Here is a 20830-nt window from a genome sequence, read left to right on the forward strand (position 1 = left end):
CCTTATCCCCGCGCCTGTCGGCGCCCCCCTTCAACAAGCAGGGGGCTTTTCTCCAGACGTATTCCTGATGCTTCCATCCACGCATGGCGCGGACCCACCCTGGCTCCCCGCAGGAAGCCCGCTGTTGCTGTTGCTCTAGCCTCTGCGGGTGCCGGGCGCAGCCCGGCCAGCCCTCTCAGGCGAACAGCGGGGCCTGGCGTTGTTCCAGCCGCAGCAGCGCGGCCTTGGTTTCCAGGCCGCCGCCGAAGCCGGTCAGTGCACCGTTGCTGCCGATCACGCGGTGGCAGGGCAGGATGATCGGCAATGGGTTGCGCCCGTTGGCTGCACCGACCGCACGGGTCGCGCTGGGTTGGCCCAGGTGCTGCGCCAACTGCAGATAGCTCCAGGTCTGGCCGAACGGAATCAACGCCAGCGCCTGCCACACGCGCAGCTGGAAAGGCGTGCCTCGTGGTGCCAGCTGCAGGTCGAACCGGCTGCGTTCACCGTGCAGGAACTGCAGCAGCTGTTCGCGCGCTTCCGGCAATGCACCTGGTGCATGCTGCCAGCCGTCGCGCCCGCGCGCGGGGTGGCGGTTCTCGGGGAACAGCACGTGCGCAAGACCACGCTCGTCACCGGCGATGGTCAATACGCCGATCGGGCTGTCGAAACGATCGAACAACAGGGTCATGTCGGTTCTCCAACGAACGTGCCGGACAGGTGCCACAGGTGCAGCACCGCGTAGGCGCGCCACGGGCGCCACGGTTGCGAGCGCGCTTCGGTCGCACGTTCGCTCAGGCGCTGGCCCTGGGCGTGGCCGAGCACCTGCTGCAGTACAAGATCGCCGGCCGGGAAGGCATCGGGCTGGCCGAGTCCGCGCAGGGCAATGTACTGAGCGGTCCAGGGGCCGATGCCGGGCAGTGCAACGCAGCGGGCCACGAATTCCTCCAAGGCCTGGCCGGGCCCGAAGTCGAGCCGGCCGCTGGCGCAGGCGGCGGCCAGGGCGCGCACGGTGGCCGCGCGGCTGCGCGGCAGGCCAATGGATTCCAATGGTGCCTCGGCCAGTACCTCGGGCGCGGGAAACTGGCGATCGAATTCCGATGGCATGCCCGGCAGGTGTGCGCCGTAGGCATCGACCAGGCGCCGCGCGAAGGTGGTGGCCGCGGCCACGCTGACCTGCTGCCCGAGTACCGCGCGTACGCCCACCTCGAAGCCATCCCAGCCGCCGGGCACGCGCAGTCCGGGGCGTTCGGCGATGCCACGCGCGAGCAGCGGTTCTTCGCCCAGCGCGGCATGGACCTGCTGCAGGTCGGCATCCAGATCAAACACCCGACGCACGCGGCGCACGATGTCGGGGATCAGGCGCGGATCCACCGCGCCCAATTGCAGGCGCAGTTCCGGCCGTTTCGAATCGGCGGTGACGCGCAGCAGGGTGGGGCGCTCCGGCGTGCCCAGTACGCGCTGGTAGCTGTCTTCGCCGATCAGTTCGATGCCGGGCAGGCTGCGTTTGCGCAGGAAGGCCAGCATGCGTGGGAAGTCCAGTGGTGGACGGTAGCCCAGGCGCAGCACCAGGCCGCCATCATCTGCAGCCAACGGTTGATGCTGGCGACGCAGGGCGGTCGGCGCCATCCCACAGCCCTGCAGGAACGCGGTATTGAAGCGGCGCAGGCTGTTGTAGCCGGCAGCCAGCGCGACGTCGGTCACCGCCAGCGTGGTTTCGGTCAGCAACTGTTTGGCCAGCAACAGGCGATGGGTTGCGTGGATCTGCCCGGGCGTCGCGCCGAGATGTTCGACGAACAGGCGCTGCAGTTGGCGCGCGCTGAGGCCGAGCTTCGTTGCAAGATCGGCCACCGGCTGCTCCTGCAGGAAGCCTCCCTGGATCAGCGCCAGTGCCCGCTGCACGGTCTGTCCGGCCAGGGCCTGCTGGGCCTGCGGTGCCAATTCCGGGCGGCAGCGCAGGCAGGGACGGTACCCAGCGGCCGCGGCGGCCGCGGCGGTCGGAAAGTAGGTGATGTTGCGCGGCTTCGGTGGCGGTGCCGGGCACACCGGGCGGCAGTAGATGCCGGTGCTGCGCACGGCGGTGAAGAACACGCCGTCGAAGCGTGCGTCGCGGGCCAGGCGGGCGCGGTCGCAGGCGGCGGTGTCGAGGGCGAGGGCGGTGTCCATGGCGCGAGTCTAGGCCCGCGCGGGCGGCGATACTCGCCACATTCGGACATGGATGCTGAAGGGGGTCAGGCTGGGCTGCGCCCTGCACCCGCGGAGGCCAGAGCAACAACAACAGCGGGCTTCCTGGGGGAGGGCGGGGTGGGTCCGGTGGCAGGGAACGCTGCAAGTCCCCCTCCGGGGCCCGGCCCAGCCGCTGGCGGCTGGGCGTTCGGGCGCTTGCGAAGCAGTGCTTCGCAAACAAAGCGCCCTCACCCATGGAAGCTCGGTCGCGCCATCCATGGCGCTCACGCCCCTGCCACCGGATCCACCCCGCCTTCGACAGTTTCCCGCGGCCTGCCGGAAGGGCATCCCGCTCTGGTAGGTGTCGACCTTGGTCGACACGGTAGATCCACGCCATGCGTGGATGGGGTGGTGGAAGACGCTGTAATGAAATGGATGGAACCAGGGGGTCACAAGGGGTTCAGTGCCACGCGCTGAATGCGTCCCCCGGACGGGTAGACTGTGGCTCCTGCTCACGTGAAGACTGGTTGCCCGATGTCCGCCAAACGCCGCTGGTTGCCCCTGTTGTGCCTGGCCCTGGCGGGCTGCAGCCAGCTGGAAAATCCAGGCAATGTGACCGCTGCTGACAAGGCTGCGCGGGCGCCGGCCAGCGATGGCGAGAACATGGTGTCGATCAATGCGGCCGATGCACCGCCACCGCCAGCGCCGCCGCGCAGCCAGGCGGATCGGCCGTGGCCGCAGGCGCAGCTTGAGAATGGCCGTGCCTGGGTCAGCTGCAGCACGGAATATGCTGGCGATGCCGGCGACGGTGTCGAGCTGGAAGGCCTGCAGCGCGAGCAGATCACCCAGGCGCTGGCCCCGTGCGCCGAGCGCGGCCTGATGCGCGTGCGTTACGCCGGCAAGATCAATCCGGGCTTCGCCGAGATGATGTGGCGACTGGCCGTGGTTGCTGACGAGCAGAAGATCCACAAGCGCATCCTCGATCTGGATTCCAGCGGGGGGCAGGTGGAGTCGGCGATTGTCGCCGGTGACAGCATCGGTGAATCGGGCTGGACCATCTGGGTGCGCGAAGGCTCGATCTGCCATAGCGCCTGCGTGTTCGTGCTGGCCGCCGGCGACAACCGCCTGCTGTCGGGCAAGGTCGGCATCCACCGCATGATGCGCATCAGTTCCAAGGCCACCTCGCGCGCCGAGCTCAACCGCGAGCTGCACGAGGTCTACGACAACGTGAAGGACTACCTGCAACGCAACGGCGTGGCGGTCGGTGTGGCCGATCTGATGATGACCGTGCCCAACCGCAGCCTGCGGCTGCTGACTCCGGACGAACTGCGCCAGTACGGCCTGGATGGCACCAATGCGGTGCAGGACGATCTGGAACGGATCAAGCAGATGCGTGCCTGCGGCGACGATTTCGTGCAGCGCAAGGACGCGTTCCTGGTCGCCTTCGACCAGCAGTGCAAGCGCGAAGGCGCCGACATGGAGTCGATCAACAGCTGCGGCCAGGCGTTGAAGCAGCGCTTCGGCTTCCCGGACGCGGTCTGCCCCGACGAAAGCCCGCTGTCGGAGATCGATGTGGCGACGCTGCCACCAGCGCCGCCGGAGCCGCCGCCGGTGGCCGAACAGGCGCCAGCAGAGACCGGCACGCCGGCCGCGCAGGCCGATGCGGCGGCGGTGGAAGGCAACGCCCACGCGCGCTGACGAACCGCTCACTGCGCTGGCGTAGACTGCGGTCCTTTCCTCCAGAACCGGCGGTGTCCATGAAGCGCGTGCTCCTGCTGCTGTCCCTGCTGCCCCTGACTGCGTTGGCGCAGGTACCTGCGCCGGCCACGCCGGCACCGGCACCCGCGCGCCCGGCCCCGGCATCGCCGGCGGCCGCGAAGCCCGCCACGGCAGGTGCCCCGGCGTTGACCGCTGCGCAGCAGGCCCAGGTGCAGAAGCAGGACGCGGAAATGGGCGCGGCTGCGTTGAAGGCGGCGCAGCTGGTCGATGCCAACCGCTCCGGCGAATTGTGGGATGGCGCTTCGGCCGTCGCGCGCCGTGCGGTGCCGAAGGCCACCTTCGTCAGCCAGTTGGCCGCCGAGCGCACGCGCCTGGGTGCGCTGGCCGGGCGTGGCCAGCCGACCATCACCCGGGTCAAGTACAGCCCCGGCGCCGCAGTGCCGGAAGGGCTGTACATCAACGTCAGCTTCCCGACCCGTTTCGCCAACAGCGCGCAGCCGGTGCGCGAGCTGGTCTCGTTCCGCTTCGACGAAGACCAGGTCTGGCGCCTGGCCGGTTACAGCCTGCGCGCGTCGGCGCCCTGAGGAGATGAACGATGGCAACTGAGCTGACGATGCTGGCCTGGTCGGTGCTGCTGGGCTTCGTCTACATCTTCGCCACCTCCACCGTGGTCACCCGCGAGCGCGGGATGAAGTGGAATGCCTCGGCACGGGATGGCAATTCAAAGCCGCTCAGCCCGCTGGCCGGCCGCCTGCAGCGTGCGCAGTCCAACTTCCTGGAAACCTTCCCGTTCTTCGCCGCTGCCGCCATCGCAGTGGTCGTGGCCGGGCGCAGCAACGACACCACGGCGCTGGCTGCGCAGGCCTACGTCTGGGCGCGTGTGGTCTACCTGCCGCTGTATGCCGCGGGCGTGCCCTACGTGCGCAGCCTGGTCTGGCTCGTATCGCTGCTGTCGATCCTGGCGCTCGTGTTCGCACTTCTGTAAGTCGGCCTGATCCAGATCAAGGCCGCTCAGGCGCGCGGCGCTATGCTGGCCCGGACTGAATCAACGGCAGGAGGCGCGCATGCGCAGGATGGACGTGGTGGTGGTCGGCGCCGGACCGGCGGGCCTGTGCTTCGCGCGCGCGCTGGCCGGCAGTGGCCTGCAGGTCGGGCTGGTCGAAGTGCAGCCGCGCCAGGCCCTGGCCGACGCCGCCTTCGATGGCCGCGAGATCGCGCTGACCCATGCCTCGCGGCAGAGCATGGAGCAACTGGGGCTGTGGCAGCGGCTGCCGCAGGCCGAAGTCGCCGAGCTGCGCGATGCCAGGGTGATGAACGGCGGCTCGCCGTTCGCGTTGACCTTCGCCAGCAGCCAGGTTGATGGCCAGCCGCTGGGCTGGCTGGTGCCCAACCACCTGATCCGCCGCGCCGCCTGGGACGCCGTGCAGGGCCAGGATGGGCTGGAGCTGTTCGACGGGCGCAAGGTGCTGGGCGTGCAGGCCGATGCGCAGGGCCAGGTGGTCAGACTCGATGACGGCAGTCAACTGCACGCGCGCCTGCTGGTCGCGGCTGACAGCCGCTTCTCCGCCACCCGCCGCATGCTTGGCATCGGTGCGCAGATGCGCGACTTCGGCAAGTCGATGCTGGTATGCCGCATGCAGGTCGAGCGCGACCATCACCATACGGCCTGGGAGTGGTTCGCCTACGGCCGCACCATGGCGCTGCTGCCGCTCAACGAGGGCCAGGCATCGGCGGTGATCACGCTGCCGCCGCGGCAGATCGAAGAACTGCTGGCGATGGACGAGGTGGCTTTCGGTGAGGCCATCAGTGCCTGCTTCGAGCATCGGCTGGGCCGCATGCAGCCGGTGGCCACACCGCAGGCGTATCCGCTGGTGGGGGTGTACGCGCACCGTTTCGTCCGCGAGCGTTCCGCGCTGATCGGCGATGCCGCGGTGGGCATGCACCCGGTCACCGCGCACGGCTTCAATCTGGGACTGGCCAGCGCACAGCGGCTGGCACAGGGCATCGTCGCGCAGCAGCGGCGCGGTGCCGACATTGCCGCCGCCGGCATGCTGGCCAGCTACCAACGCGGTCATCGGTTGGCGTCGCGGCCGCTGTACGAGGCCACCAACGCGATCGCCAGCCTGTACACCGACGATCGTCGCCCGGCACGCCTGCTGCGGGCCGCGGGCCTGCGGCTGGCGCAGGGCGTGGCGCCGTTCAGGCAGCTGATCGCCTCGCACCTGACCCAGCGCGTGGCCTGAACACCCTCGGATCAGCCAGCGGCCAGCACGCGGATCTGGCTGTCGGCGAACTCGACCACCTGGCCTGCGCGGATCTTGCAGGCCTTGCGCAGTTCGACCTCACCGTCGACCCGCACCTGGCCCTCGCTGATGACCATCTTGGCCTCGCCGCCGCTGGTGACCAGGTCGGCCAGCTTCAGCAGCTGCTTGAGTTCGACGTAGTCGCCGTCGAGGTCGAATTCGAGAATCTGCATGGAGCGAGGGGTCCTGGAAAGAGGGCGCAGGCCAGCGGCCGGGCCGGGGAGAGGGCGCGTATTGTGCGCCAGCACGGGGCACGACGGCACGCACATGGAAAGCTGTACGCCTCGTTCAGGATCAATGCGGTATCATTCCGCTCTGAGCGAGTGAAATCTCCTCCGACCGAGCAGCGCCAGGGCACGCGATAAGAAGGGCGCCCAAAGCGCGGACCATCACCCTTTTTATCGCACTGCCAGGAAGACGGCAGTGCCTTCGGAGTTCCCCATGTCCCAAGATTCCCAAGCGCCGCTGCAGTTCGCGCAGCTCGGCCTGTCCGAGCCCGTGATGCAGGCGGTCACCGCCATCGGCTACGAAACCCCGTCGCCGATCCAGGCCGCCACCATCCCGGCGATGCTGGAAGGCCGCGATGTGCTGGGCCAGGCCCAGACCGGTACCGGCAAGACCGCTGCGTTCGCACTGCCGGTACTGTCCAACATCGACCTGCAGCAGATCAAGCCCCAGGCCCTGATCCTGGCGCCGACCCGCGAACTGGCCATCCAGGTTGCCGAGGCATTCCAGTCCTATTCGTCGAAGATCCCGGGCTTCCGCGTGCTGCCAGTGTACGGCGGCCAGCCGTACGGCCAGCAGCTGTCGGCCCTGCGCCGTGGCGTGCACATCGTGGTCGGTACTCCCGGCCGCGTGATCGATCACCTGGACCGCAGCACCCTGGACCTGTCCGAGCTGAAGACCCTGGTGCTGGACGAAGCCGATGAAATGCTGCGCATGGGCTTCATCGACGATGTCGAAGCCGTGCTGAAGAAGCTGCCGGAGCAGCGCCAGGTGGCCCTGTTCTCGGCCACCATGCCGCCGCAGATCCGCCGCATCGCGCAGACCTACCTGCAGGACCCGGTGGAAGTGACCATCGCGGCCAAGACCACCACCTCGGCCAACATCCGCCAGCGCTACTGGTGGGTGAGCGGCATGCACAAGCTGGACGCGCTGACCCGCATCCTGGAAGTCGAGCCGTTCGACGCGATGATCATCTTCGCGCGCACCAAGGCCGGCACCGAAGAACTGGCCAGCAAGCTGCAGGCGCGTGGCCTGGCCGCTGCCGCCATCAACGGTGACATGCAGCAGGCCCAGCGCGAGCGCACCATTGCCATGCTGAAGGAAGGCAAGCTGGACATCCTGGTCGCCACCGACGTGGCCGCCCGCGGCCTGGACGTGGAGCGCATCAGCCACGTGCTGAACTACGACATCCCGTACGACACCGAGAGCTACGTGCACCGCATCGGCCGTACCGGCCGTGCCGGCCGCAGCGGCGAGGCGATCCTGTTCGCCACCCCGCGCGAGAAGGGCATGCTGCGCCAGATCGAGCGTGCCACCCGCCAGCCGATCGAAGAGATGCAGCTGCCGAGCGTGGAAGCGGTCAACGACACCCGCATCAACAAGTTCACCTCGCGTATCAGCGAAACGCTCGGCGCCGGCGGCCTGGACTTCTACCGCCAGCTGCTGGAGCGCTTCGAGAACGAGCAGAACGTGCCGGCCATCGAGATCGCCGCCGCGCTGGCCAGGATGCTGCAGGGCGATACCCCGTTCCTGCTGCAGCCGCCGGTGCGTGCCCCGCGTGAAGAGCGCGCGCCGCGCGAGCGCTTCGACCGTGGCGACCGCCCGGAGCGTGGCGATCGCTTCGACCGCAACGAGCGGGGGCCGCGCTTCGAGCGTGGCCCGCGTCGCGACGACGCCGAAGGTGGTTTCGAGCCGCGTCCGCGCCGCGAGGTTCCGCCGCGTGGTGCGCCGGAGCAGGGCATGGAGACCTACCGCATTTCGGTGGGCCACCAGCACGGCGTGAAGCCGGCCAACATCGTCGGCGCCATCGCCAACGAAGCCGGCCTGGAAAGCCGTTTCATCGGCCGCATCGACATCCACGACGACTTCTCGCTGCTGGACCTGCCGGCACAGATGCCGCCGGACGTGCTTTCGCACCTGCAGAAGGTGTGGGTGTCCGGCCAGCAGCTGCAGATGCGACCGCTGGCGGCCGGTGAAGAGATCAACCCGGCCCCGCGTCCGTTCAAGCCGCGCTTCGACAAGCGTGGTCCGGGCGGCCCCGGTGGCCCGCGTCGTGGTGGTCCGGGTGGTCCGGGTGGCCATGGGGGCGACCGCGGCGGTGACCGCGACAGCCGCCCGCCACGTCGTGATGGCTTCAAGCCGCGCGGCCCGCGCAGCTTCTAAGCCGCACCCACAGCCGTCCAGAGCGACGCCGGCCCCCGGGCCGGCGTACAGGAAAAGGGGACGGAGGGGATTAAGTCGTCTATGGCAGGCCATGCGCCTATGCCGAAAACGACTTAATCCCCTCCGTCCCCTTTTTCGCACGGTCAACACATTGCCGGTCATAGGCTGGTCCGGTTCCAAAGGAGGTTGTCACCGCAGCACATTCGGGGGGATCCGGGATGGGTAGGAGTGGCACGGACCAACAGAGCCGGCGGGTGCCGATGACCCGGGGGCTGGGACTGCGATTTGCGTTGTTGACCGGCATGGCGATCGGACTGGTCGCACTGTCGGCGTTGATCCAGGAACTGCAGGCGGCCTCCACCGCCTGGATCGCCGGCCAGGGGTACTGGTCGCGCGGTCAGCAGGATGCGACCGCCGCGCTCAGTCGCTACCTGGCGCGCGGTGATGCCCAGGACCTGGACGATGCACGCCAGGCCCTGCAGGTGCCGTTGGGCGATCTGCAGGCGCGCTTGGCGCTGGAACAGGCGGAGCCTGACGAAGAGAAGGCCCGGCAGGGCTTCCTGCAGGGGGGCAACGCGCACGCCGACATTCCGCGCCTGGTGTTTTCGTTCCGCTACGCGCGCGATATCGGTGCCTTCCGCGAAGCGACCGCGTTATGGCGGCAGACCGACGGGGACCTGATGGCGCTGCAGCGCCTGGTCGATGAGTTGCAGCGGCGGCACGAGGGTGGCCCCTTACTGACAGCCACGCGTGACCAGTACCTGCAGCAACTGCGTGATCTCGACCGCCGGATGCAGGTGCAGAGCCAGGCGTTCTCGCAGGCGCTGCTGCGGATGGCGACGCTGGTGAGGCTGGCCACGTTGATGGTCGCGGGCCTGTCGGTGCTGGCGATCAGCCTGATGGCGGTGGCCCTGGCGCGCCGCGTCGGCAAGGACCTGACCGAACACGAGAGCCGCTTCCGCGCAGCGTTCTACCAGGCCAACGTCGGCATGCTCAAGCTCGATACCGAAGGCAAGGTGATCGAGGCCAACCAGGCGATGGCCGACATCCTCGATCATCGCCGCGACGTGCTGCTGCAGCTGTCGCTGGCTGACCTGCTGATGGACGGCGAGCTGGTCATTGACGGGGTGGGGCGCATCGATTGGGACCGCCAGCTGCGGCCGAGCGAACTGCGCTTCCGCCGTCGTGATGGCAGCCTGGTCTGGGGCCGCTGGAGCGGCACCGGTGTGCGCAGCGCCGGCGGTGGCCTGTCGGTGTTCGCGATCATCGAAGACGTCAGCCAGAACCATGCACTGGCGCGCGAGATCGAGCACCACGCCAGCCATGACCCGCTGACCGGCCTGATCAACCGGCGCGAGATCGAGCGCCTGCTGGAACGCGCGCTGTTGCAGGTGCGCAGCGAAGGTGGTACGCACGCGCTGTGCTACATCAACCTGGACCATTTCAAGCTGGTCAATGACAGCTTCGGCCATGCCGCCGGCGACCAGATGCTGCGCAGCTTCGCCGATTACCTGGTGGCGGCGGTGCGCGATGGTGACTGGGTGGGCCGGCTGGGTGCGGACGAGTTCGCGGTGTTCCTCGCCCATGCCGGGCAGGACGAGGCCAAGCGCGTGCTGCAGCGGGTGATCCGCAATCTGGGGCAGGCGACGTTCCCGGTGAGCGAGGGCAGCCCGCAGTTGAGCTGCAGCATCGGCGTGGTCGAGGTCAGCGCCGACGCACCGGATGTGAACTGGTTGATGAGCGCCGCCGACAGTGCCTGCTATGCGGCCAAGCAGGCCGGGCGCAACCGCGTGCACTGCTTCAACGAGAACCGCATGGCGTTGGAGGAACGGCGCCGGGAAGCCGAGCGGCTGCAGGGCGTCAGTCTGGCCATGGCCGAGAACCGCATGGTGCTGTATGCGCAGCGCATCGCCCGCGTCGGCGATCCCACCTACCTGCACTACGAGGTGCTGGTACGCATGCGCGGCAGCGATGGCAGCCTGCACCTGCCGGGCCAGTTCATGCCGGCGGTGGAGCGCTATGGCATGGCCGTGGCGCTGGACCGGCACGTGCTCGGCTTGTTGTTCCGGCACCTGCAGGTGTGCCCGGCGCATGTGCGGCAGCTGGGACTGTGCAACGTCAACGTGTCGGCGCAGTCGATCGCCGAACCCGGCTTCCTCGCCTTCGTCTGCGACCTGCTGGAGCGCAATCGCGCGCTGGCCTCCAAGCTGTGCTTCGAGATCACCGAGACCGCCGCAATCAGCAACCTCAGCCAGGCGCGCGCGTTCATCGATGCGGTGAAGGCGCGCGGCTGCCGGATGGCGCTGGACGATTTCGGCTCCGGGCTGTCCTCGTTCGGCTACCTGCGCCAGCTGCCGGCCGACATCCTGAAGATCGACGGGGCCTTCGTGCGCGACATGGATACCGATCCAGTCAGCCACGCCACCGTGCGCGCGATCAGTGAACTGGGGCGCGAGCTGCAGATGGAGGTGGTGGCCGAATGGGTAGAGACCGCCGAAGTCGCCGCCGCGCTGACCCGGCTTGGGGTGCAGGGCCTGCAGGGCTATGCGGTCGAGCGGCCGCAGCCACTGGAACGGATGACCCTGGCCGACCTGCGGCCGGTGCGTCTGGTGGCCGTGAAAGGTCCTCCCGCCGCAGGTTGAACGCCGTCGGCGACTTTGGTCTACACATGCGTTGCAGCCGCGGCTGCGATAATGCCCGCCAGGGGCGACGCGCAGTGGGCGCGGGCGTAAGCAGGAACAGGACGTGGCGTGGGCGGCAGGCAGTGGCAGTACGGAACAGGGGCGGTGCTGGTCGTGCTGCTGGTGTGGTTGGCGACGCCGTGGCCACTGTGGGCCGCTGCCGTCGAAGCCGGCCGCGATTACCTGCTGGTCGGCGCAGCCACCGATGAACCCACTCCACATCGCGCATGCACGCCGGACATGCTGGCCGGTCACCGGCAGCAGGTGCAGGTGCCTGCGCCGCCGGGCGGCTGGTCGGGGCAACCGCAGGCCCTGGACGTGTTCAATGTGTTCGCTGGCGAAGTCCGCGTGCAGTATGGCGATCGCGAGATCTGCGGCAACATGCACGATGCCCGTACCCGAGACTCACGCTTCCGCGCAGGCATCGGGCTGGTGGCGGTGCCGCCAGCGGGCAGTCACGATCCATTCCTGGTGTCGTGGCAGACGCCGTTGAAGGCGCGTTGGGTACCCACCCTTCGGCTGGGCGCGCCCAGTCCCGTGCAGCAGAACGATACCGCCCGCCTGCTGGTGCGCGCGGCCTGCATCGCCGTGGCGATCGCACTGGCGTTATCGGCACTGATGGCCTTCCTCACCACCCGCGACCGCAGTTTCCTGGTCTACATCGCCGGTACCACCGTGCTGGTGCTTTGGCAGGCCATCCTCGGTGGCCTCAGCGGCTATCCGGAACCCTGGCTGCCGGTGGGCGAGCGCGGTGCCTGGTGGCTGCTGGTGTTGACTGCGGCCACGCAGGCCCTGGTGCTGCCGGCGCTGTGGCGGCTGAATGGCGGTGATCGCCTGTTGCCGCGTTCGCGTCCGTTCCAGCTGGTGGCGCTTTGGGGATTGCTGGTGTTGGCTGCACTGGTGCCCTGGCTGCCATGGGACAGCCTGGCCTGGGTGGCGCAGGGCCTGCAGGTGTCCTATCTGCTGGGCTGTGGCCTGGCGTTGATGGCAGGGGTGTGGGCACGGCTGCGCGGTGACCGCTGGGCGCAGGCGGGGCTGGCGGCGCTGGCGCCGATGCTGGTGTTGATCCTGGCCGACGCCTGCCGCGCGGCGTGGTTGCTGGAATACCGCGTGGAGGCCCTGCAGCTGGCGGTGACCTGGCTGCTGATGATGGCCGCCTACGCACTGAACCAGCGGCTGGGTCGCCTGCGCCAGCAGCGCGATGAACTGCGCCAGCTGGCCGAGACCGATGGCCTGACCGGCCTGCCCAACCGCCGTGCCGGCCTGCAGCAGCTGGCCCGCCACCTGGAGCAGGTTGACCGCGAACGTGGCCCGCTGGTGATCGGCTTCCTCGATATCGATCTGTTCAAGGACATCAATGACCGCCATGGCCACGCCGTGGGGGACCAGGTGCTGGTGGCGGTGGCGCGTGCATTGCGTGCCGCGGTACGCAGCAAGGACCAGGTAGTGCGGATGGGCGGCGAAGAGTTCCTGCTGCTGATGCCGGGCATGCCCCGCGAGGCGGCGTCGGCGCGCCTGGATCGCCTGCGCCGGCACATCACGGAGGTGGCCCGGGCGCTGCAGGTGCCCGGCCTGGAGGTCACCGCCAGCATCGGCCTGGCGCAGTGGCGGCCGGGCGAGGACGATCTCGCCGCGCTGCTGCGCCGGGCCGACCATGCCATGTACGTGGCCAAGCGTGCCGGCCGCAACCGGGTGTTCGACGGCGAAGAACTCGATCCACCCGGCCTGGCATGAAGCGCGGCGGGCGGCGATGCCGGATAATAGGGCGATGACCACCCGACTCAACAAACACATCGCCGACACCGGCTTCTGCTCCCGCCGCGAGGCCGATCGCCTGATCGCCGCCCGCCGGGTCACCGTCAACGGCCATCCGGCCGGCACCGGCGCGGTGGTGGGCGAGGAAGACCAGGTGCTGGTGGATGGCCAGCCACTGCGCGCGCGCGTGGCCCGCAAGCCCGGCGCCCGCCGCCACGTCTACATCGCGCTGAACAAGCCGGTCGGCGTCACCTGCACCACCGAGACGTCGGTCAAGGGCAACATCGTCGACTTCGTCGGCCATGAACAGCGCATCTTCCCGATCGGCCGCCTCGACAAGGACTCCGAAGGCCTGATCCTGATGACCAGCAACGGCGACATCGTCAACCAGATCCTGCGTGCCGAGAATGGCCACCAGAAGGAGTACCTGGTGGCGGTCAACAAGCCGGTCACCGATGAGTTCCTGCGCGGCATGGCGCGTGGTGTGCGCATCCACGACCAGATGACGCTGCCATGCAAGACTTCGCGCATCGCCAAGTTCGGTTTCCGCATCACCCTGCAGCAGGGCCTGAACCGGCAGATCCGCCTGATGGCCGCCGAGTTCGGCTATCGCGTGACCCAGCTGCGCCGCGTGCGCATCGACAACATCAAGATTGGCGCGCTGAAGCCGGGCCAGTGGCGCAACCTGACCGAGCAGGAGCTGCAGGGCCTGCTGCCGAAGCAGCTGGACTGGTAGTGCCCGCCGCTGGCCGGCTGCAATGGGCGCGCGAGGTATCCGGGATGCCGGCCAACGGCCGGCACGACCTGCCATGCGGATTGCGCACCGGCTTCCGCTAGACTTCGCGGTGACCTGCCGGAACGTGACGTTGCATGATCAAGCCCGACAAGCCCGCCAACGAAGCCCTTCGGCTCGAGGCGCTGTACCGCTACCGCATCCTCGATTCGGAGCGTGAAAAATCCTTCGACGACCTGGTGGTGATCGCCAAGGCGGTCTGCGGCACCTCGATGGCGGCGGTGACCCTGATCGATGTCGAACGGCAATGGTTCAAGTCGATCCAGGGCATCGATGCGGCGGAAAACCTGCGCAGCGAATCGATGTGTGGCCATGCCATCCTGCAGCCGCAGCAGATCATGGTGGTCGAGGATGCGCTGCAGGATGTGCGCTTCCACGACAATCCGGTGGTGGTCGGCGATCCGCACATCCGCTTCTATGCCGGCGCGCCGCTGATCAGCTCCGACGGCTTGCCGCTGGGTACGCTGTGCGTGTTCGACGCACAGCCGCAACACCTGGCCAGCGACAAGGCCGAGGCGCTGGCCGCACTGTCGCGGCAGGTGATGCTGGTGATGGAGTTGCGCCGTTTCGCGCTCGACATCCAGAACCACATGCTGGAACGCGATGATTATGAGCGCCTGCTGTCGGAGTACCACGACGTGCTGCTGGCGCAGCACGCCGACCTGGCCGAGCAGAGCCGCACTGATGCGCTGACCGGCCTGCCGAACCGCCGCGCGATGGCAGCGGCGCTGGACGAGGCCGTGGCGATGACCGGGGAGCAGCCCGCTGAGGCCTGCGTCGCGCTGCTGGACATCGATCATTTCAAGCACATCAACGACTTCCAGGGCCACGCCACCGGCGACCGCGTGCTGGCCGAACTGGGCGCGCTGCTGCGGTCGCACTTTGCCGGCCGTGGCATGGCGGCGCGCTATGGCGGCGAGGAGTTCGTGGCAGTGATGCCCGCAACCGACCTGCGCACCGCCGAACTTCAGTGCGAGTTCCTGCGCCTGGCCGTGGCCGACCTGCCACTGGGCTTCCCGGTCACGATCAGTATCGGCATCGCCCAGCACCAGCCCGGTGAAAGCGTGGACGACACGCTGGCACGTGCCGACAAGGCGCTGTACCGGGCCAAGGGCAATGGCCGCAACCGGGTGGAAGTAGCGGGCTGAAGCGCCCCGCCCGGTAGATCCACGCCATGCGTGGATGCTCTTCCCGATTCACATCGCGTCGCAGCGCCTGCGATCAAGAGCGGGCAGCATGACGCCCTGTTTTCCCGGACGCCGACCATGTTGCAGACCCTGGCCATCGCCCACTATCGCTCGCTGCACGGGTTGGTATTGCCGCTGCAGCAGTTGAATGTGGTGACCGGCGACAATGGCAGTGGCAAGTCCAGCCTCTACCGCGCGCTGCGCCTGCTGGCCGAGACCGCGCAGGGCGGCGTCGCGGCGGTGCTGGCCCGCGAAGGTGGGCTGGGCTCGGCGCTGTGGGCGGGCCCGGAAAAAATAGACCGTCGGGTTGCTGCCGGCGAAATCCCCTTGCAGGGCGGCCCACGCCAGGAATCGGTGGGATTGAAGCTCGGCTTCACCACCGACGAATTCGGCTACGCCATCGATCTCGGCTACCCGCCGCCCAGCCGTTCGGCGTTTGCGCTGGACCCGCAGATCAAGGCCGAGGCGATCTGGGCGGGGCCGTTCCTGCGCAGCGCCAACCAGCTGGTCGATCGTCGCGGGGCGATGGTGCGGCAGCGCCATGCGCGCGGTTGGGATCTGGTGGATGACCGGTTGTCGCTGTTCGACAGCCTGTTCACCCAGGTCGGCGATCCGCAGCGCATGCCCGAAACGATCACCCTGCGTGAGTACATCCGTTGCTGGCGCTTCTATGACCATTTCCGCAGCGATGGCGATGCCCCGGCGCGGCAACCGGCGATGGCCACGCGCACGCCGGTGCTGCATCACGATGGCCGGGACCTGGCGGCGGCCTGGGTGACCATCCTCGAGATCGGCGACCCGGTTGCGTTGGCACGCAGCGTCGATGACGCGTTCCCGGGCGCCACGGTCGATTTCGAGGCGCTGGATGGACGCCTGGCGCTGCGCTTCCACCAACCTGGGTTGCTGCGGCCATTGTCGATGGCCGAGCTCTCCGACGGCACGCTGCGCTTCCTGCTGCTGGCGGCGGCGCTGCACACACCACGCCCACCGCCGCTGATGGTGCTCAACGAACCGGAGACCAGCCTGCACCCGGACCTGCTGCCGGCGCTGGCGCGGCTCATCATCGCAGCCAGTGCGCGCAGCCAGGTATGGGTGGTGTCGCACGCCAGCCGGCTGATCGCGGCGTTGGAACAGGCGCCAGGGTGCCATTCGCTGCATCTGTACAAGGAACAGGGCCGCACGCTGTTGAGCGGGCAGGGCCTGCTGGATGCGCCGGCCTGGCATTGGCCGCAGCGCTGATGCGGCCATCCACGCCATGCGTGGATGCACTCAATCGGCGATGTTGCGCGCTTCGGCCGTGCCGAGGATTTCCGGATGCTGCACCGGCTTGCGGCGGTTCAGCAGCGGATGCAGGAACACCGCGCCGACGATGATCGCCACGCCCAGGTAGAACCACGGGGTGACTTCGTGCTGCTCGCGCAGCAGCACCACCGCCAGTACCACCGCATAGACCGGCTCCAGGTTGGTCACCAGCTGCACCGTGTAGGCGCTCAGGTGGCGCAGTGCGACCAGGGCCAGGGCGAACGGCAGCAGCGTGCAGAATCCGGCCAGCACCAGCAGCAGGATCCCGTCGTGCAGATTCGGGACCACCCACAGCGGGCTGGCCAGCGCCGGCAGCAGATAGGGCATCAGCGGCGCCAGCAGGGTCAGTGTGAGGGTGCCGGCACCCAGCTCCAGCGCGGTGACCGTGAGCGGATCGGCATGGCTGACCATGCGCTTGTTGAGCGAACCGAACACCGCCACCAGCAGCGCCGAGATCGCGCCGATCAACACACCCAGGCGCATGCCATCGGGCACGCCACCGACCACCAGCGCAACACCCGGCAGCACCGCCAGGCCAAACGCCAGCTCACGCAGCTGGAACGGCCGCTTGGCCACCCACGGCTCGATGATCGAGGTGAACACCGGTGCCAGTGCGATGCAGGTGGCAGCCACCGAGGCATTGGCCAGCTTCACCGCGCCGTAGAACGTCAGCCAGTGCAGGGCGACCAGCGCGCCGATACCGGCGTAGCCGGCGACCAGCCGCGGGGGCAGGGTGCGCAACCCGCGCCAGACCCGCGGCAGCAGGGCCAGCATCGCCGTCACCAGCAGCATGCGCCACCACACCAGCGGCAGTGCGGGCAGGGTGATCAGCTTGCCGAGGATGGCCGTGATGCCCCACAGCAGGACACAGAAATGGATCTGCCACAGCGCTTTGCGGGTGTCGGGTGTGCTCATCGGCCTATTGTGAGGCAATCGTATGGTCGCCGGCGACGCCTGTGGCATGCTCGCTGAAACTCCTCAGGGGAACCCTGCAATGGCTGCCAACCGCTCCGCCCTGCGTGCATGGGCAGCACTGACTGCACTGGTGGCCGCCACCGCCTTGCTGCTGCAATACCTGTTGCTGCTACGCGGCCCCGGGGCGGCTGCCGGGGTCGGCATGGCGACACTGCGCTTCGTTGGTTACTTCACGATTCTCAGCAACCTGGCGGTGTGCCTGGGATGCGTCAGGCTGATCCGTGCGGGTGTGCTGGACACGACTGTCGCCGCGGTGATCGCGTTGTGCATCGGGGTGACCGCGTGCATCTACGTGCTGGCGTTGCAGGGGCTGTGGCAGCCCACCGGGCTGCAATGGTGGGTCGATGCCGGCCTGCACTACGCTGTGCCGGCGCTGTATCTGCTGGGGTGGTGGTGGCTGCTGCCGCATGGGGCGCTGCGCTGGCGCGCGCTGGGCGGTGTGCTGCTGGTACCACTGGTCTACCTCGGCTGGGCGATGCTGGTCGCTGCAATGACCGGACAGGCGCCGTATCCGTTCCTCGAACTGCAACGCCTGGGGCTGGCGGCCTTCCTGCTCAACGTGCTGCGCGTTGCGGGCGTGTTCGTGGTGGGGTGGACCCTGCTGTGGGGGCTGGACCGCTGGCGCCGTCGATGAGGCGCTGCAGGGCCATCGCTGCGGCCGGGTTGCGGGCCTTGCCGGCACCGATGCACAGCAGGTAGACCTCGCGCGGGGTTTCCGGGGCGGGCGCGGCCAGGCAGGGCAGGTCGTCCACCGGCTCGCCGCGTGACCAGCGTCGTGCGCGTTCAGCCCAACGCTGCTGCACGGACGCAGGCAGGCCCTCGTTCAAGCGGGCCTGGCTGCGCTTGATCCGCGCGTAGACGAAGCCCGCACTGACATCGCCATGCAATGGCGCCTCGTCGCTGTCCTCGATCACCAGCGCCACGCCGTGGCGGCGCGCGGCGGCGACCAGAGCCGGTCCATGTGCCTCGGCGTTGCGCACTTCCAGAGCGTGCTGCAACGGCACGCCCTCGAGCTGCTTCGGCAGCTGCGCCATGAGCGCTTCCAATGCATCGGCGTCGGCCGGATGGTACGGATCGAACTGCCACAGCAGCGGGCCGAGCCGGTCACCGAGCGCAAGTGCCGCCTGCAGGAACGGCGTGGCCGCTTCCACGGTGCTGGCCAGGTCGCGGCGCTGCACCAGGTAGCGTGGCGCCTTCATCGAGAAACGGAAGCCTTCCGGCGTCTGCGCGGCCCACTGCGCGCACTGGGCCGCAGTCGGCGTGCGGTAGAAGGTGCCGTTGATCTCGATGCAGCGCAGGGCGCGGCTGGCATGGGCCAGTTCCTCGCGCTGCGGCAGTCCCACCGGATAGAACATGCCGCCGCGCCACTCGGGAAACACCCAGCCGCCAATACCGCAGCGGATCGCCATCTGGCCGGCAGCGGTCACTGGCTGTGGTCCTCGCGCCAGGGGTCGTAGCTGCAGAACCACCACAGGTAGCCTTCAGGATCGGCACAGGCATAGCCGCGGCCGCCGTAGTCCTGGTCGGCAATGTCGATGACGATGCGCGCTCCAGCCGCCTTGGCCCGCGCATAGTGCGCATCGACATCGGTGACGATCACGCAGGCACTCTGGGTCTGGCGGCCGCCGACTTCTCCGGGCAGGACCGCGTGTTCGCTCCACGCGCTCTGGTTGTTGGCCGAGCCGAGCATGATCATGCCGTTGCCGAAGGTGAGCTGGGCATGGAAAACCGTATCGCCATCGGCATGCACGGCCTGGGCATGGAAGCCGAAGGCCCGTTGCAGCCAGTCGATGGCGGCCAGCGCGTCGCGGTAGCGCAGGCACGGAATGATGGTGGAGCCGTTGCTTGGTTGGCCGTTGCCGCCCATGACACCCCTCCTATGGCACGGGGCAGGGTGCATCGGCGACCGTTACCATCCTGCGAAACCCCGGTGACGGCCTGCACATGGCCGCTACCCCTGTTCGGAGATGGTGCTCGATGAAAACCTGGATCGGAGGAGCCGTGCTGCTGGCGTGCACGACCATGGCCAATGCGGCGACCCCGCAGCAGCTGCAGGACCTGGATGCGACCGTCGAGCGCGTGCGCACGCAGTTCGACGTGCCCGGCATCGCCGTGGCCGTGGTCAAGGACGGCCAGGTGGTGCTGGAACGTGGCTGGGGCGTGCGCGAGCAGGGCAAGCCGGAACCGGTGCAGGCCGACACCCTGTTTGCCATCGCTTCCAATACCAAGGCGTTCACCGCCACCTCGCTGAACCTGCTGGCCGAGGACGGCAAGCTGAAGATGGATGACAAGGTGATCGACCACCTGCCGTCGTTCCGCATGTCCGATCCGTTCGTGACCGGGCAGATGACGATCCGCGACCTGCTGTCGCATCGCAGCGGGCTGAGCCTGGGCGCCGGTGACCTGCTGTTCTGGCCGGCTACCTCCTACAGCAACGCCGAAGTGGTGGAGCGACTGGGCAGGGTGCCGCTGAAGGGCGGCTTCCGCGAAAGCTATGCCTACGACAATATCCTGTACGCGGTCGCCCAACAGGTGATCGAGCGCGTGTCCGGCATGAGCTACCAGCAGTTCCTGCAGACGCGCATCTTCGACAAGGTGGGGATGGCCGGCACGCGCTACAACGCCGACCACCTGAAGCCAGGTGACAAGGCGGCGGTCGGCCACGCCAAGTACGATTTCAAGGACCTGCGCACCGTTGCACCGCTGACCTGGTCGAACAATGCCGGCGCCGGTGGCATCTATTCCAGCGCGCACGACATGGCGCGCTGGATGCAGGTGCAGCTGGCAGAAGGCAAGCTGGCTGACGGCACGCCGTTGTTCAGCGAGAAGAGCCAGCAGCAGATGTGGCGGATGATCACCCCGCAGTCGATCCCGGCGCCGAGCGTTCCGGAGCTGGCACCGGCGCGGGCCAACTTCGCCGGCTATGGCGAAGGCTGGAGCCTGAGCGACTACCGCGGGCAGAAGCTGGTCTGGCACACCGGTGGCTGGCCGGGCATGGTCTCGCGGTTGACCCTGGTGCCAGGCGAGAAGCTGGGCGTGGTGGTGCTGACCAACCAGGAAGTGGGTGCGGCGTTCAATGCGATCACCCTGAGCGTGCTTGACGCTTACCTGGGCGGAGAAAAGCACGATTGGGTGGACGCCTATGCCAAGGCCGTGGCCAAGGGTCAGGACAAGGCCGACGAGGCCTGGGCCAAGCACCAGAGCGCACGCGACAAGGGCAGCAGGCCATCGCTGGCGCTGGCCGGCTACACCGGCAGCTTCCGTGACCGCTGGTATGGCGACATGCAGATCAGCGCCGAAGGCAAGGGCCTGCGCCTGCGCTTTGCGAAGACCGCGCAGCTGAGCGGGCGCCTGGAGCACTGGCAGCACGACACCTTCATCGTGCGCTGGGACGACCGTTCGCTCAACGCCGATGCGTTCGTGAACTTCAGCCTGGACCCGGATGGCAAAGTGCGTGAGGTGCGCATGCAGCCGATTTCCGACCTGACCGATTTCAGTTTCGATTTCCAGGACCTGCTGTTCACCCCGGTCAAAGAATGAGGGTAGCGCCGGCCGCTGGCCGGCAACCTCATGATCCCTGGAAAC

The 20830-nt window shown here is 68.3% G+C and carries 18 protein-coding genes; 12 read left to right on the top strand and 6 right to left on the bottom strand.

Translation table 11 applies throughout. The annotated features are described in order from the left end of the window. Positions 1-175: 175 nt before the first annotated feature. Together ACUDTM_RS18715 and ACUDTM_RS18720 are read right to left on the bottom strand one after the other, a co-directional pair. The gene (locus tag ACUDTM_RS18715; RefSeq protein WP_072166841.1) at positions 176-667 is read right to left on the bottom strand and encodes a methylated-DNA--[protein]-cysteine S-methyltransferase; all 492 of its coding nucleotides are present in this window, start codon (positions 665-667) and stop codon (positions 176-178) included. Beyond that, entirely contained in the window at positions 664-2142 is a 1479-nt protein-coding gene (locus ACUDTM_RS18720) for an AlkA N-terminal domain-containing protein (protein WP_445391447.1), read from the bottom strand. Before ACUDTM_RS18720 ends, ACUDTM_RS18715 begins: the two co-directional genes overlap by 4 nt. A gap of 534 nt (positions 2143-2676) precedes the next feature. On the opposite strand from ACUDTM_RS18720, the gene ACUDTM_RS18725 reads away from it, so the two are divergent. The 4 genes from ACUDTM_RS18725 (at position 2677) to ubiM (ending at position 6104) form a co-directional block, all read left to right on the top strand. Next, positions 2677-3840 (top strand): COG3904 family protein, encoded by a 1164-nt coding sequence (locus ACUDTM_RS18725; protein ID WP_061479514.1) that lies wholly within the window; start codon positions 2677-2679, stop codon positions 3838-3840. Between the two features lie 59 nt (positions 3841-3899). Further along, positions 3900-4445, top strand: a complete 546-nt coding sequence (locus tag ACUDTM_RS18730; protein WP_445391448.1) for a DUF4019 domain-containing protein — start codon at positions 3900-3902, stop codon at positions 4443-4445. An 11-nt stretch (positions 4446-4456) separates the two neighbouring features. After that, positions 4457-4846 carry an MAPEG family protein gene (locus tag ACUDTM_RS18735; RefSeq protein ID WP_072166838.1) on the top strand — a complete coding sequence of 130 codons (390 nt, stop codon included), beginning with the start codon at positions 4457-4459 and terminating at the stop codon, positions 4844-4846. 79 nt (positions 4847-4925) lie between these two features. After that, complete coding sequence (ubiM, locus tag ACUDTM_RS18740) at positions 4926-6104, top strand: 5-demethoxyubiquinol-8 5-hydroxylase UbiM (RefSeq protein WP_088496920.1); 1179 nt, start codon at positions 4926-4928, stop codon at positions 6102-6104. Positions 6105-6115: 11 nt separating this feature from the next. On the opposite strand, the gene ACUDTM_RS18745 is transcribed toward ubiM, so the two are convergent. Continuing rightward, the gene (locus ACUDTM_RS18745; RefSeq protein ID WP_014036469.1) at positions 6116-6337 is read right to left on the bottom strand and encodes an RNA-binding S4 domain-containing protein; all 222 of its coding nucleotides are present in this window, start codon (positions 6335-6337) and stop codon (positions 6116-6118) included. A 268-nt stretch (positions 6338-6605) separates the two neighbouring features. Here ACUDTM_RS18745 and ACUDTM_RS18750 point away from each other — a divergent pair, with 268 nt between their 5' ends. From ACUDTM_RS18750 to ACUDTM_RS18775, 6 genes are all read left to right on the top strand, one after another. Further along, entirely contained in the window at positions 6606-8552 is a 1947-nt protein-coding gene (locus ACUDTM_RS18750) for a DEAD/DEAH box helicase (protein ID WP_053497041.1), read from the top strand. A 218-nt stretch (positions 8553-8770) separates the two neighbouring features. Then, complete coding sequence (locus ACUDTM_RS18755; RefSeq protein ID WP_111201440.1) at positions 8771-11194, top strand: putative bifunctional diguanylate cyclase/phosphodiesterase; 2424 nt, start codon at positions 8771-8773, stop codon at positions 11192-11194. Positions 11195-11302: 108 nt separating this feature from the next. Beyond that, positions 11303-12967, top strand: coding sequence for a sensor domain-containing diguanylate cyclase (locus tag ACUDTM_RS18760; RefSeq protein ID WP_353080177.1), 1665 nt, complete (start codon positions 11303-11305; stop codon positions 12965-12967). Positions 12968-13001: 34 nt separating this feature from the next. Beyond that, positions 13002-13724: a pseudouridine synthase gene (locus ACUDTM_RS18765; protein WP_019659152.1), complete on the top strand. Its 723-nt coding sequence runs from the start codon at positions 13002-13004 to the stop codon at positions 13722-13724. Positions 13725-13858: 134 nt separating this feature from the next. Then, positions 13859-14929, top strand: a complete 1071-nt coding sequence (locus ACUDTM_RS18770) for a sensor domain-containing diguanylate cyclase (protein WP_227836659.1) — start codon at positions 13859-13861, stop codon at positions 14927-14929. A gap of 117 nt (positions 14930-15046) precedes the next feature. After that, entirely contained in the window at positions 15047-16207 is a 1161-nt protein-coding gene (locus tag ACUDTM_RS18775; RefSeq protein WP_061479505.1) for an AAA family ATPase, read from the top strand. A gap of 30 nt (positions 16208-16237) precedes the next feature. Here the strand turns inward: ACUDTM_RS18775 and ACUDTM_RS18780 are convergent, their stop codons facing one another. Next, positions 16238-17185, bottom strand: a complete 948-nt coding sequence (locus tag ACUDTM_RS18780) for a DMT family transporter (RefSeq protein ID WP_005415820.1) — start codon at positions 17183-17185, stop codon at positions 16238-16240. A 79-nt stretch (positions 17186-17264) separates the two neighbouring features. Between ACUDTM_RS18780 and ACUDTM_RS18785 the strand changes: the two genes are divergently transcribed. Continuing rightward, the gene (locus ACUDTM_RS18785; protein ID WP_072166832.1) at positions 17265-17879 is read left to right on the top strand and encodes a Pr6Pr family membrane protein; all 615 of its coding nucleotides are present in this window, start codon (positions 17265-17267) and stop codon (positions 17877-17879) included. On the opposite strand, the gene ACUDTM_RS18790 is transcribed toward ACUDTM_RS18785, so the two are convergent. Together ACUDTM_RS18790 and ACUDTM_RS18795 are read right to left on the bottom strand one after the other, a co-directional pair. Next, entirely contained in the window at positions 17800-18672 is an 873-nt protein-coding gene (locus ACUDTM_RS18790; RefSeq protein WP_111008399.1) for a DUF72 domain-containing protein, read from the bottom strand. The two genes, ACUDTM_RS18785 and ACUDTM_RS18790, sit on opposite strands and share 80 nt — an antisense overlap. Then, on the bottom strand, positions 18669-19112 hold the full coding sequence (locus tag ACUDTM_RS18795; protein ID WP_353080178.1) for a VOC family protein: 444 nt from the start codon (positions 19110-19112) through the stop codon (positions 18669-18671). Before ACUDTM_RS18795 ends, ACUDTM_RS18790 begins: the two co-directional genes overlap by 4 nt. Before the next feature lie 110 nt (positions 19113-19222). Between ACUDTM_RS18795 and ACUDTM_RS18800 the strand changes: the two genes are divergently transcribed. Next, positions 19223-20785 (top strand): serine hydrolase, encoded by a 1563-nt coding sequence (locus ACUDTM_RS18800; RefSeq protein ID WP_088496926.1) that lies wholly within the window; start codon positions 19223-19225, stop codon positions 20783-20785. The last annotated feature ends 45 nt before the right edge of the window (positions 20786-20830 follow it).

It is taken from the genome of Stenotrophomonas maltophilia group sp. vghtpe118 (assembly GCF_052605195.1).

Coding starts and splice junctions, on each gene's coding strand:
- ACUDTM_RS18715 (WP_072166841.1), bottom strand. CDS start 667: ATGACCCTGTTGTTCGATCGTTTCGACAGCCCGATCGGCGTATTGACC.
- ACUDTM_RS18720 (WP_445391447.1), bottom strand. CDS start 2,142: ATGGACACCGCCCTCGCCCTCGACACCGCCGCCTGCGACCGCGCCCGC.
- ACUDTM_RS18725 (WP_061479514.1), top strand. CDS start 2,677: ATGTCCGCCAAACGCCGCTGGTTGCCCCTGTTGTGCCTGGCCCTGGCG.
- ACUDTM_RS18730 (WP_445391448.1), top strand. CDS start 3,900: ATGAAGCGCGTGCTCCTGCTGCTGTCCCTGCTGCCCCTGACTGCGTTG.
- ACUDTM_RS18735 (WP_072166838.1), top strand. CDS start 4,457: ATGGCAACTGAGCTGACGATGCTGGCCTGGTCGGTGCTGCTGGGCTTC.
- ubiM (WP_088496920.1), top strand. CDS start 4,926: ATGCGCAGGATGGACGTGGTGGTGGTCGGCGCCGGACCGGCGGGCCTG.
- ACUDTM_RS18745 (WP_014036469.1), bottom strand. CDS start 6,337: ATGCAGATTCTCGAATTCGACCTCGACGGCGACTACGTCGAACTCAAG.
- ACUDTM_RS18750 (WP_053497041.1), top strand. CDS start 6,606: ATGTCCCAAGATTCCCAAGCGCCGCTGCAGTTCGCGCAGCTCGGCCTG.
- ACUDTM_RS18755 (WP_111201440.1), top strand. CDS start 8,771: ATGGGTAGGAGTGGCACGGACCAACAGAGCCGGCGGGTGCCGATGACC.
- ACUDTM_RS18765 (WP_019659152.1), top strand. CDS start 13,002: ATGACCACCCGACTCAACAAACACATCGCCGACACCGGCTTCTGCTCC.
- ACUDTM_RS18770 (WP_227836659.1), top strand. CDS start 13,859: ATGATCAAGCCCGACAAGCCCGCCAACGAAGCCCTTCGGCTCGAGGCG.
- ACUDTM_RS18775 (WP_061479505.1), top strand. CDS start 15,047: ATGTTGCAGACCCTGGCCATCGCCCACTATCGCTCGCTGCACGGGTTG.
- ACUDTM_RS18780 (WP_005415820.1), bottom strand. CDS start 17,185: ATGAGCACACCCGACACCCGCAAAGCGCTGTGGCAGATCCATTTCTGT.
- ACUDTM_RS18785 (WP_072166832.1), top strand. CDS start 17,265: ATGGCTGCCAACCGCTCCGCCCTGCGTGCATGGGCAGCACTGACTGCA.
- ACUDTM_RS18795 (WP_353080178.1), bottom strand. CDS start 19,112: ATGGGCGGCAACGGCCAACCAAGCAACGGCTCCACCATCATTCCGTGC.
- ACUDTM_RS18800 (WP_088496926.1), top strand. CDS start 19,223: ATGAAAACCTGGATCGGAGGAGCCGTGCTGCTGGCGTGCACGACCATG.